This window comes from Ruania alkalisoli, assembly GCF_014960965.1.
Lineage (GTDB): Bacteria > Actinomycetota > Actinomycetes > Actinomycetales > Beutenbergiaceae > Ruania > Ruania alkalisoli.
On sequence record NZ_CP063169.1, the window covers coordinates 3091597 to 3104409 of the forward strand.

The 12813-nt window shown below is 65.7% G+C and carries 6 protein-coding genes and 1 pseudogene; 3 read left to right on the top strand and 4 right to left on the bottom strand.

From position 1 onward, the window contains the following. Positions 1-304: 304 nt before the first annotated feature. Positions 305-1246 (top strand): annotated as a pseudogene (locus tag IM660_RS13790) (AAA family ATPase); the annotation flags it as partial. After that, on the top strand, positions 1246-2538 hold the full coding sequence (locus IM660_RS13795) for a DUF58 domain-containing protein (RefSeq protein WP_193496323.1): 1293 nt from the start codon (positions 1246-1248) through the stop codon (positions 2536-2538). The pseudogene IM660_RS13790 and the gene IM660_RS13795, both read left to right, overlap by 1 nt. Before the next feature lie 207 nt (positions 2539-2745). Here IM660_RS13795 and IM660_RS13800 read toward each other — a convergent pair whose 3' ends face one another. Both IM660_RS13800 and IM660_RS13805 read right to left on the bottom strand, forming a co-directional pair. Next, positions 2746-5562, bottom strand: a complete 2817-nt coding sequence (locus IM660_RS13800) for a hypothetical protein (RefSeq protein WP_193496325.1) — start codon at positions 5560-5562, stop codon at positions 2746-2748. Further along, the gene (locus IM660_RS13805; RefSeq protein ID WP_193496327.1) at positions 5466-9062 is read right to left on the bottom strand and encodes a DUF7507 domain-containing protein; all 3597 of its coding nucleotides are present in this window, start codon (positions 9060-9062) and stop codon (positions 5466-5468) included. The genes IM660_RS13800 and IM660_RS13805 overlap by 97 nt, the downstream gene beginning before the upstream one ends. A 338-nt stretch (positions 9063-9400) precedes the next feature. Here IM660_RS13805 and IM660_RS13810 point away from each other — a divergent pair, with 338 nt between their 5' ends. Continuing rightward, complete coding sequence (locus IM660_RS13810) at positions 9401-9976, top strand: TetR/AcrR family transcriptional regulator (RefSeq protein ID WP_193496328.1); 576 nt, start codon at positions 9401-9403, stop codon at positions 9974-9976. 91 nt (positions 9977-10067) lie between these two features. Here IM660_RS13810 and IM660_RS13815 read toward each other — a convergent pair whose 3' ends face one another. Next, positions 10068-11810 (bottom strand): sigma-70 family RNA polymerase sigma factor, encoded by a 1743-nt coding sequence (locus IM660_RS13815; protein WP_193496330.1) that lies wholly within the window; start codon positions 11808-11810, stop codon positions 10068-10070. 371 nt (positions 11811-12181) lie between these two features. Continuing rightward, a complete protein-coding gene (locus tag IM660_RS13820) occupies positions 12182-12775 on the bottom strand; it encodes a TetR family transcriptional regulator (protein ID WP_193496332.1) in 594 nt (197 codons plus the stop codon). Positions 12776-12813 lie beyond the last annotated feature (38 nt).

Sequence of the window (12813 nt, forward strand, 5' to 3'; positions counted from 1 at the left end):
CCAGCAGGATGGGTATGGGCAGCAGAGTGCGTACGGGCAGCAGAGTGCATACGGCCAGCAGGGCGCCGGGCAGCCCGCCCCCGGGGAAGCACCGGGCTACGGGGCGCCCGTACCGGAGGGCCAGCCTGGATACGGGGCCCAGCCGGAACACGGGGCGCCGCAGGGATACGGCGGGCAGCCCTACGCGGCCTCCCCCGCCTACGGCACCCAGCCCGCTGGGTACCCCCACCAGGGCGTCGGGGAATCTCCCGCGGCGCCTGCCCCGCAACCCGAGCCCGAACCGGAGTCGGACGAACAACGTCGCATCCGCTCGGCGCTGGCCCAGGTGCGCACGGAGGTGGCGAAGGCCGTCGTGGGCCAGGATGCCGCCGTCACCGGACTGGTGATCGCGCTGCTGTGCCGCGGGCATGTTCTCCTCGAAGGCGTCCCGGGCGTCGCGAAGACGCTGCTCACACGCACGCTGGGGGCATCCCTCGACCTGGAGATGAAGCGGGTTCAGTTCACCCCGGATCTCATGCCCGGAGACGTGACCGGTTCCCTGGTCTATGACGCCCGCACCGCGGAGTTCTCCTTCCGGGAGGGTCCGGTGTTCACGAACCTGATGCTCGCCGACGAGATCAACCGCACTCCCCCGAAGACCCAGGCCTCGCTGCTGGAGGCGATGGAGGAACGGCAGGTGAGCGTCGATGGTGAGCCGCGACCGCTGCCGGCCCCGTTCATGGTGATCGCCACCCAGAACCCGGTGGAGTACGAGGGAACCTACCCCTTGCCGGAGGCGCAGCTGGACCGGTTCCTGCTCAAGCTGCTGCTGCCTCTGCCCGAGCGCACCGACGAGATCGAGGTGCTCAACCGGCACGCACACGCCTTCGACCCCCGGGACCTGGCCGGCGCCGGCGTCACCCGTGTGGCCGGAGCGGCCGATCTGGACGCGGCCCGGGCGGATGTCGCGCTTGTCGAGGTCGGCCCGCAGGTGCTCGCCTACATCGTCGACATCTGCCGCGCCACCCGCACCTCCCCGTCGCTCTCCCTCGGCGTCTCCCCGCGTGGCGCGACCGCACTGCTGGCCACGTCCCGCGCATGGGCGTGGATGTCCGGGCGCCGCTACGTGACCCCTGACGACGTGAAGGCGCTCGCGCATCCCACGCTGCGGCACCGCGTGCAACTACGTGCGGAGGCCGAGCTCGAGGGCATCACGGCCGAGTCCGTGCTGGACGGCATCCTCGGGTCGGTCCCGGTCCCCCGCTGATGGCGATCACCGGTCGGACCGTCCTGCTGGTGCTGCTCGGAGCGGTGCCGGTGCTGCTGGTGCCGCAGGTCACCACGGTCGCGGTGTGGGCGGCGGCTGTGGTCGTGCTGGTCGCCCTCGACACGCTGCTGGCTGCGGCCACGGGGGCACTGGAGGTGGAGCGCCGCACCGCCGGTGCGGTCCGCCGGGGCGAGCAGGTGGAATCGGTGCTCACCGTCACCAACCTCGGGCGGCGGACGCTACGAGGGCTGGTGCGCGATGCCTGGCAGCCAACGGCGGGCGCCACGGGCAACCGGCACCGGCTGCGGATCCGGCCTGAGGAGGCGCAGCGCGTGCGCACCCCGCTGCGGCCGACCCGCCGAGGGGACGTGCGCGCGGACCGGGTGACGGTGCGCAGCTACGGACCTCTGGGCCTCGCGGCCCGCCAGTCATCGCGAGAGGTGCCCGGGATCGTACGGGTACTGCCGGAGTTCGCCTCGCGGCGTCATCTGCCCTCCCGGCTGGCGCGGCTGCGGGAGATGGACGGGCGCACTGCGGTGAACGTGCGTGGGCAGGGCACCGAGTTCGACTCCCTGCGCGAGTACGTCGTCGGTGACGATGTGAGGGCCATCGACTGGCGGGCCACGGCTCGCCGCTCGGAGGTGGTGGTGCGTACGTGGCGCCCGGAGCGGGATCGCCGGGTGCTGATCGTGCTGGACTCCTCGCGGCTGTCCGCCGCCCGACTCGGGGACGCGCCGCGGCTGGACGCCTCGATCGAGGCGGCACTGCTGCTGACCGCCCTGGCGATCAAGGCCGGAGACCGGGTGGACCTGCTCGCCGTCGATTCCAGCGTGCAGGCACGAGTGCGCGGCACGCACGGGCCGGCGGTGATGGCCGCGATGGCCGATGCGCTCTCGCAGGTGACGCCGTCATTGGTGGAGCCGGACTGGGCGCGGATCACACAGGAAGTGCGCGACACCCTCTCCCAGCGGGCGCTGGTGGTGCTGCTGACCGGCGTGGAAGCGGGAGCGACCGAGACCGGAATGCTGCCCGCAGTGGCCACCATCGCACGGGATCACCAGGTGATCGTCGGCTCGGCGACCGACCCGGCTGCGGAGGAGCTACGCAGCGCGCGGGAGACCTCGGCGGACGTCTTCGACGCCGCAGCTGCCGAGCGGACCGACCTAGAGCGCGAGGCGCTCGCCACCCGGATGCAACGCGGTGGCAGCGAGGTGGTCGAGCGGGTACCGGAGGCGCTGCCGCCGGCGATCGCCGACACCTACCTGGCGTTGAAGGCGGCCGGGCGGCTCTGAGACCACCCAGATGCGGAGCCTGGGAGGCCTCACCCGGGTACCGTCCGTTGTCGCCTGGCACCGCAGTGACGACGAGGAGTGGCACCTGGTCCGAGCGCGGGCGAGGGGCCCAACCCACAGAGGCACGAACGTGCCGCCCACCACAGCGGTGGGCGGCACGTTCTGTGTACAGCCGGGGGGTAAATCACCCGGCTGGGAGTCACCGGCCTACTCGGCCTGGCGGCGGTAGCGCACCGCCAGCAGTGTGCCCGTGCCGAGCAGCAGCAACAGGATCGCCGCCATCGGCGCCCAGCCGAGTGACGCACCGGTGCCCGGCAACTCCGGCGGCTCCTCCGGCGGGATGCAGTCCTGCGCATCCTGCGAGTGGCCGTTGTGGTCGATACCGGCGACGTTGCGGAACCCGGCTGGCTCGCCGGATCCGGGCTCGCCGCAGCTGAACGTGGTGGCGTCGGTCTGTTCACCGATCGTGGCGGTGACCTGCACCTGGTAGGTGTGGGTCCCGTCGGCTTCCAGGACAACGTCGGTGGCGACGACGTTGGCCTCGGAACCTTCGCCTCCCTGCCCGGTCCACGACGAGGACGCGCTCACGCCCTCGGGCGTGGAGACGATGGTCGCGGAGGTGACATCGATCCCGGTACCGAAGCGCAACTGGTCGGTGAGGGTATAGGCACCCTCGACGGCCCCGTCGTTGGTTGCGGTGATCTCGTAGGTGACCGTCCACTCACCGTCCGCGTCCACGACCGGGTCGCCCGTGACCTGCTTGGCGATCTCGATCGACGGCAATGGTGCGCAGTCGGTATCGGTGGCCTCGTTACCGTTCTCATCGGTCAGGGTGGCTGCGTTGTTCAGGCCCTGCTCGAGGGGGTTCGAGCCTGCCGGTTCGGTGCAGGCCGGTGAACCGGTGCCATCGGCATCGGGTTCATCGAACTGCAACGGAACATCCGCGATCACCGTGACCGTGTACACGTGCGGTGCGTAGTCCTCGGAGTCGAGCCCCGCGAGCATCACATCGGTCGCGATCCGGGTATCGCTGGCGCCGTCGAAGCCCGCATTGAGCATCACACCCTCGGGCCCGGCCAGCTGCACACCATCGACGGTGACCTCAGCAGCGAAGAGGAACTCATCATCCAGGTCGTAGGTCGTGGCCTGACCACCGACGTTACCGACAGTGATGTCGTAGACGATCTCCCACTGCCCGCCACCGACAGGTGTAGCAGTGACCAGTTCCTTATCCACAGTCGGCTTACCGGGAAGGATGCACTCCTCGTCTTCCTCCTCGATACCGTTCCAGTCCACCGTGGCCTGGTTGTCCAACGCACCCGGAGCCGGGCCACCATCAGCCGTGGTACACATCCCATCCGTGGGAACCTCAACGTCGAACACATCAGCTGAGTACCGGACGGTGACCTGATAGGTGTGCTCGACCGGTCCTTCGACTGCGCCGGCGATGGCCTGATCGGTCACGATGACCGTGTCATCGATGCCATCGAATCCGTCGTTGATCACAGCACCCGGAGCGTCGGTGGTGACGTCCTGGACACCGATGACCTCGATACCCTCACCAGCCGCGAGCTCGTCGGTGAGGTCATAGGTGCCCTCACCTTCACCGGAGTTGGTCACCAGCAGCTCGTAGGTGACGTCATAGACACCGGCCTGATCCTCGACCGGCTCCACCGGTCCCTCGAGGGACTTGATGATGTCGATCAACGGCAACGGCGCACACACATCATCATCACGGTCCTCACCGTTGTGAGTGAGCTCGGTCGAGTTCGCCAGCCCGCCACTTTCACCCGATCCGGGCTCCGGGCACTCCAGTGCTTCCGGGGTGACGGTCTCGAGGTCGAGGGAAACCGTCACGTCCACCTGGTAGGTGTGCGCACTCTCCTCGGGCAGCGTGACGTCCGAGGAGATCACGTTCTCCGCCGCACCTTCGTCGCCGAGACCGGTCCAGCCCGGGTTGGTGTCGACGCCCTCAGGCGCGGTGGTAACACCAGCGGACTCGATGAGGATGCCCTCGCCGTACAGCAGCTGGTCGGTGAGGTCATAGTCACCTGCGGCACCACCAGTGTTCGTGGCGACCAGCTCGTAACTGATCGTCCACGTCCCGTCGCCGTTGGGCACCGGTCCCTCGCTGATCGTCTTGGCAATGTCGATCAACGGCAGCGAAGCACACACATCGTCCTCGTCCTCGATCCCGTTGTGGTCGAGCTCAGTCGAGTTCGCGAGCCCGCCACTCTCACCCGATCCGGGTTCCGGGCATTCGAGCACCGACGGGTCGATGGTGTCCTCGTCCAACTGGACGATCACCTCGATCTGGTAGGTGTGCACACCATCCATCTCGAGCATGATGGCTTCGGCTACGACGTTCTCCGCCGCGCCCTCGTCACCCAGGCCCGTCCAACCAGCGTTCGTACTCACGCCATCAGGTGCGGTGATGATCCCGGCACTGGTGATCTCGATGCCCTCGCCGTACAGCAGCCGGTCGGAGATGTCGTATTCCCCGGCTGCGCCGCCGATGTTCTCGGCCAGCAGGTCATAGGTGATCGTGAATGTCCCGTCGCCGTTCGGCACTGGACCACTCGAGATCGACTTATCGACCACGATCGCCGCTACGGACGTGCACTCCTCGTCGGCGTCAGTGAGGTCGTTGTGCTCGATCTCGGCCGTGTTGGCCAGGCCACCGCCGTCAGCACCGGGCTCGGCCGGGCACGCCCCGACGTCCGGGGGACCTTCGATGCCCTCAGCCATCCCGAGCACGACCTCCACCTGATAGGTGTGCACTCCACCGCCAGGCAGGGTGACGTCAGTGGCGATGACGTTCTCCGCAGCGCCTTCAGCACCCAGACCGGTCCAGTCCGCGTTCGGGGTCACACCCGCAGGCGTAGCCGTGATCGCCGAGGAGACGACGTCAAGGTCACCACCAGCAGTCATGCGATCAGAGATGTCATAGTCGCCCGCGGCGGCGCCGTCATTGGTGGCGACGACGTCGTAACTGACCGTCCAGGTACCGTCACCGTTGGGCACGGACCATCCGTGATGGACTTGGCGATATCGATCGAGGGCAGCTCCGCACACGCCTCGCCCACCTCGGTCTCACCCGTGGACTTCGTCAACTCGGACGTGTTCGTGAACGCCCGATCCTCAGGCACACCATCCTCAGCACCACAAGCGGTCGGATCACCAGCACCCGAACCCGCACCGTCGAGCTGGAGGGGAACATCGGCGACGACCGTCACCTCATACACGTGCGGCACATAGTCGGGGTTGTCGATGCCCTCGATGTCAGCGTGCTCGACCACTGTCAGGTTGTCCTGACCGTCCCACGCCGGATCAAACAGCACCACACCCGCGGGCGAATCGGTGATCTCAGCCGAGGTGATCGTTGCCTGGTCGGTGAAGTGCAGCTCATCAGCCAGGTCGTAGTACGCAGCTGGCGTCTGAAGACTCTCGACGGTGATCTCGTAGACGATCTCCCACTGCCCGCCACCAATCGGGTCGGCCGAGACCAGCTCCTTGATGTGCGTCGTGTCACCGACCGGAGTGAATCCGGCCGGGTCGCAATTGATCTCCGGCGGCAGCGGATCACCGTTCTCGTCGATCGAGTCCGATGGAGTGTCCGCCTCAGCGCACGCCGTGTTCACCACAGCGTCCTCACCGATCGGCTCCTCCAGCACGAACTCGTACTCGTGGGTGAACGACTCACCGGGTGCCAGGGAATCGATCGTGAACGCCCCCAGTTCCGGCTGCTGGTCATCAGAAGCCACGATGTTGGTCAGCGTGCCCTGACCGGTGTTGGTCACCACAACCCGGTAGCGGATCGTGTCGCCAATGTGGAACTCCGGATACGTCACGGGGTCGTTGGCGTCGTGCCACTCACCGTCCACGTCCTGTATGTACTTCTTCAGGCTCGCCGAGTAGTAGTTCGCGATCTGCGTCTGCGCTGAGGTGCGCATCACCAGCCGGGTGTTCTCCGCCCGGCCCTGCGCCCGGTTCACCAGGAGGTCCTCGCCCTCCATGCCGTCTGTGACGATCGGGATCGTGAAGTTGAACGCACCGCGCGGCTCCAGCTCATCAGTAATGACACGCACGGCCGTCGCATCCGCCGTGAACGTGGTGGACCAACCCACCGAGTTCCCGGCCGGGTCTCCTGCCGCGCCGTTCATCGGATCAGCCGGGTCGTCCGAGAGCGTCGCCGGAGGCGCGGTCGTGTAATACACCGTCGCGCCCATACTCACCGTGACCGGACCGGACAACTGGTAGGTACCGGTCATCGACGTGCCCCGCCCGTCACCGTTATACGGAAGGATGTCGATCGTATCGGTGAATGCCTGCGGCGACGGGTCCTCAGATACCACATCCACCGTCCACGAACCCTCACCCACACCATCGCCGTTCACATTCGGAATGAACGCCTGGTCCGCGGTCTTCACAATCGATGTTGCACCAGCGGTATTGATCGTCACCGCTGCCGACGCAGGCTCACTCAGGAGACCATCGACTTCACCGGTCACACTGTTCTCGAGGCGGTCGCCGCCGTCCACATCTTCAGCGATGTCCACCTGATAGGTCAGCGTCTGATCTTCATTCGTCGGCACACCATCAATCACCCACGTCAGGGTGTCGCCATTGATCCCCGGATCAGAACCTGTCGAGGACGAACCCGCAACATAGGTCATCCCCGCTGGCAACGTATCGACGATCTCGTAGCCATCGACCGACTCGGCAATGTCACCCGTGCCCTGAGCCGAGTATGTCACCGTGAACGTCGCTGAACCGCCCGGATCGACCACCGAGGGATCCACCGACTTCTCCACCACCGGCGACACCGTGGAGATCCGCAGCACATCACGGTGACCACCCGTGTAGGCGTAACGCGCATCATCCTGCGTCACCACACCATAATCGGGAGCATCATTGGGGTCGTTACTCCGGTGTGGATAGTCCCATTCAGCAGCAGCGAATGCGGACCGAACCCCGCTCCACATCCAGATGTCCTGCCCCGCCACAGCGTTCTCATCGACAATCTGCATGACTCGCAGCGTCGGACGGGAGTCCGTACCCACGTCAGCAACATCGAAATTGACCCGCACGGCCCGGACCGTCGACAAATCTGTCGGCTCCGACGACACCCAGTTCAGCGTCTCATTCCCGCACGGCTCCGCACCATTCGGATCAGACAGCGGGTTCGGCGTCACAAGGTACTCCACCGGGATTGGAATGTCCGACAAACCGTCGTTGCCGTCAACGAACTCATAGCCCGCATAGGTGACATAGTCCGTGTCGAGAATCTGGCACAAACCGCCCTCAGTGGCCGTCTGGTCAACGGCCGCATAGTTGATGTTCGTTCCAGCACGCACCTCAGTCCCCGGGCTCACCCGGTAGGTGTCATTCCAGAAACCAGCGCTCGATCCGGTGTGGCCGGGGTTCCAGGCACCGGAGTGGATGCCACTGACCCAGTTGTTCGACGTGGAGTTGTTCGACGGATCATCATCGATCGTCGCACCACCGGCGGACAAGTACGTCGGGGCACTCGAGGTCACACTCATCAGACCAGAGTTCGCGTCGGTCACAACCCGGAACTGCACCTCGCCAGAAGCAACGGCCACCCGCGTGGCAGGAAGCTCGTTGCCCGCCGAGTCGAAGGTCGGCACCTGAGTGTGGCTGTAGTCAATCCCGGACAACGTCAGCTGATACGTCGAGCCCGAGCCCGTGAGCGTACAGTCATCGACGAACGGCGCCGTCTGGTCCGTCGGATTGCCGCCACCAGACCACGGGTGACCAGTCGCCGATCCCGACGTGAACGTCGAGCAAGCCTCCGGGCCAATCTGCATCGGATCACCCACGGTGTTACTCAGATCCAACGTATACGTGACCGTGTCGGGCCCGTCCGCGCTGAACGCACCATGGAACAACGTCCAGTTGAACGACATGTCACGCGAGTCACCATTGTTGCTCTGCTGATTCGCGTTCTCGTCCCAGACGATGTCCATGAAGAACTCGTTCTGCACCGGGACCTCAGGCAACTCCGCCTGCTGATCAGCCACCGTGGCAGACATCGAGACGCTCTCGCCATCCTCAGCGGTGACGGTCACCGACGCGTTCAGACGCAGCGCCGTCCCCTCATCAAACGTCCCCCCGTTACACACCAGGGTCGCGCCATCATCGAGGATCTCCGACTCCGGATCAAGCGTCGGATCATCATCGTGAGTCAGACACGCAGGCGGGATCTCATCGAACTCGGCACCGACCACCGTCATCGTGATCGTGACGTTGTCGACCGGCTCATTCCCCGGAGCGGCAGCATCGTCATTGACGTTCGCCCACCACGTGGCGGCGATCGAGTCGCCAGTCTGGACCGTGTCGGGAGTGTCGTCGTCCCACTCACCCTCGAGCTCGTACACCGTCGCCGCTTGCGCCGGAGCAGCAACGACCATGCTGGCGATCAGGGTTCCCACCAGCGCCAGAGCGAGCGCGGCCACCCATCGGCCTACTCCAGTGGCGCGCAGCCACTGCCTCTCGCTCACGCGTGCCGGTCCTGCATAACGGATTGCACTCACGAGCAGCCCCTCCCTCTAGCGTGCTGCGCCATCGCCCGCTTGTCGGGCATAGCCGATCTTTGGGTTCAATATGGACTGGACACCGCACCAGCACCTCCCACCTCGTCAGCAGGATCCTGGTGCAGACCGCTCGGCGACGAGCGATAAGTCGACTGTATAACAGACCATCCCAAAATGCGATACCGGACACATTTACCGCAAGAGACGCATAAGCCAGCGACTACCCGACATCAAGCACCTGAACCGCGATAGCGAGCCGATAGGATCGCTCAAACCACCTGCTGGACACTGGGGAGACACGCGCGATGATCATCAATCGAACGCATCCTGCGCCGAGCGTCCGATCCGATCTCGTCAGGACGGGGATCCGGATATTCGGTCACGTTGGCTTCGGGATCGGACTGCGCGAGATCGCTGCCGAGGCGGGCGTGACCGCTGGCTCGGTGACCTATCACTTCGGCGGGAAGGCGGGCCTGCGCTCAGCCTGCGACCGCCAGGTCCTTGACGACACCCGCGTGCACCTGCCGATGGTGGTGTCCTCGGGCGAGCGCGAGGTGCGTCTTCGCGGCAACAGCCGGACCCACCTGCACAATCTCCGGTATCTGATGCGCAGCCTCGCCGAGTCGACCGCACTGGTGGAGCCGCTGATCGACCTCCTCCTGGAGAGCACCCGAACCGAGGTACTCGCGCACTACCAGACAGATCAGCCGGACCCGGATGAGGTTGATGCTGCGGCGACCCGGGTCATTCGCCGGGCTCTGGGCGTAGCGATGCTCGATCACGCCCTGGCTGCCCCCCACACCGCTGAGGATCTCCGGGTCCAACTCACTGCATGGCGAGACATCGCCAGGGGAATCCTCGAATCCGATCGGTCCGAGTGACGATCTCACGCGGCACGGACAACACCCCACGGCGCTCCCCCATCACGCTTAGTCGGGACTCGATGACACGTTCAGGGATCCTCGGTTCCTGCTACGGGTCGACCACCTGGAACGTCACGGAGTACCAGGCTCCCTCGGCGCCGGAGTCGAGGTCCACGTAGCGGATCTCGAGTGTGGACTGCCCGACGTACTGGGGACTGCTGATGAAGTTCGTCGGCGAGCCCGTTGCTTCGTGGACGGTGGTCGCCAACGCGCCGTTCCTGCGGAACTGGATGCCCCAGCCCGAATCGGCCACCGTGGTCACGATGATGTCGTCGATCTCGCCGTTGTTGTTGACGTCGGTGTTCTCCAGCGGCACCTCGTCGCCAGCGGAGATGCTGGTGATCTCCGGTGCCAGGAAGTCAACCGGTGCACTCGCACTGGTCGGCTCGGACTCCTGCTCGCCGTCGATCTGGCGAGCACTGAACGTCAGGCCATCACCAGCGGGCACCCCTGAAGGCAACGCCGACCAGGTCCCGTCCGGCCCCACTGTGGTGATCGCCACGACCGTCCCCAGAGCGTCGAGCACTTCGACAGTGGCCCCGGGAACGCCCGAACCTGTCAGTTCTGGGATCGTGTGATAGCTCGATGAGCTGAATGCCACCAGAGTTGGAGGTTCCAGCGGTTCCACCGTCTCCTCAGGCGCCGCCGGCTCTTCGGGACTGGGGGCCTCCTCAGGTGTCGGTGACGGCTGCGCAGGTGCGGGTGAATTCACCGGCGGCAACGCTGTCCGATCGGATGTAGGAGCACCGGTCGGCTCGTCCGCCGGCGTGGGATCCGGTTCATCCGGCTCCGCTGGGGTGGACGGTGTGGATGGATCCCCATCGGGGGTGGCGGCTGTGTCATCCGGACTCGGGGACGGGTCAGCTGTCACGACTGGCGACGGTGCCGTTCGGGCTGGCGGCGTGGAGTCGGTCACGACGGATGGCACCACGATCACAGCAGCTGCGGCGACAACGGCTGCACCTGCGATCCACCGCCCTCGCGACTTGCCGAGCGTGAGACCGCCCTTGGCAGGGTGTCCCAGATGCGGGACAGCACCGGCCATGGCCAGGAGGAGACCCACCTGATTGAGCCGAGCCGAGGCATGGGTCAGATCCAGCAGAATTCCTTGACAGTGGTGGCAGTCCGCGACGTGGTCCTCAACGTCGCGGGATCGGCGGGTACTGAGCTTTCCACGTTGCCACGCCGCGAGGTGCTTGACGACCTTGCTGCACTCCCGCGGGGCGCCCTCGCTGTTGACGTGCGCACCGAGCCACGCCGTGCGTAGGCGCTCTCGGGCGCGATAGGCAAGTGCCGCGGCACCACTCGCATTCAGACCGAAGCGTGAGCCGACGTCCTCGAGTGAGTGGCCCTCGACGTCGACCAGCCAGAGAACCTGACGCCACCGGTCAGGCAGCGTCCGGAAGGCCTTGGTCAGGAGCATCTGGTCGAGGACGGCACCCTCCCGGACCGATGCTCGATCGTCGAGCACGTCATAGGACTCCAGCGGCGCCTCGTGATCACGAGAGCCGATACGCAGGGCGGCACGGCGCACCGAGGTAGTGATGTAGGCGCGCACATGCTCATTCGGCCCACCTCCTGAGCGCACCGCCTGCAGCACCTGCATGAACCCGACCTGCACGGCGTCATCGGCAGTGGTTTCGTCCAGAACGCGGCGCGCCGCAGCTACAGCAGCCGGGCGGTGGCGCTTGTATATCTCCGCGAACGCTTCAAGATCGCCGCTTCGCACGCGGTCAAGAGCCTCGGCATCGTCGATAGACGCTACCTGCGCGACGTCGGGAGCCTCATCCACGATGCACTCCCTCTCACCCACCTAGGGGCGCATGCAGGCCGGAACTCATCCCTCGAATCTAACAGGATCGTTAGCCAACGTACGCACGGTAGTCCACCGGCGGGCGACGTGCATCGCGACCAGATCTGAACCAGCGTTCAATGGTCATGGCTCCGCGACCTCAATGTCACCGACGCCAAGAAGTGCGTTCGACAACGACTAGTGAGCAAAGGGCCGAACACCCATGCATCTGATTGCTCGCCCCAGATGCACCGCAGAGTCACCATGTACTCAAAAGCGCCCTACGTCGAAACCTCACGATCGTTCAACTAACACCACACGGCTTTTCCTCATTTCATTCATCAAATACGCATCTCGACATACACAGTCGTTCAATGGGTTTCTTCAGTAGCAGGCTCTCCGAGCAGATCCGGTTCTGCCAACACGCGTGCGATGAGCGGGACGAACTCCTCGTCCCACGCAACCCGGATGAACTCGCGCACTTCGTCGGGCCCTTGCGGCCGGCGAACGGAGAAGTCGAGCATGGTCGCGCCGAGCGCGAACCGGACGACCTGACGCGCGCGGTTCAAGGTGTCGGACCCGAGCTTCTCGGCCGGGCCGAGGAGACCAGCGACATGTGTGGCAAGACGCGAGACGACCTGCCGGGCCAGCGGGGCGCCCTCCCCGAGGCTGCGCAGAACGTAGTAGACGATCGGGCTAGGGTCGCCGTCCTCGGCTATCTGAACCATCCCGTCGGACCGGAAGTGGGCAGGAAGCGCTGCATCGACAGCCATGTAAACACGTTGGTCGCACGCCTCGCGAAGCCCCTCCTTCCCGCCGAAGTGATACTGAACAATGCCGGCGGCGGCGGTAGCGCGGGTCGTGATCGTTCGGATCCCGACGTCGAAACCCTCGCGCCCGAAGGCGTCGACGGCAACGGTGATGAGGCGTTCCTTGGTCGATGGGGAGATGCGTGGCTTGCTCACTGAGGATCGATCCGTCTCTCGTCGTCGTGCTGTGCACG

Coding starts and splice junctions, on each gene's coding strand:
- IM660_RS13795 (WP_193496323.1), top strand. CDS start 1,246: ATGGCGATCACCGGTCGGACCGTCCTGCTGGTGCTGCTCGGAGCGGTG.
- IM660_RS13810 (WP_193496328.1), top strand. CDS start 9,401: ATGATCATCAATCGAACGCATCCTGCGCCGAGCGTCCGATCCGATCTC.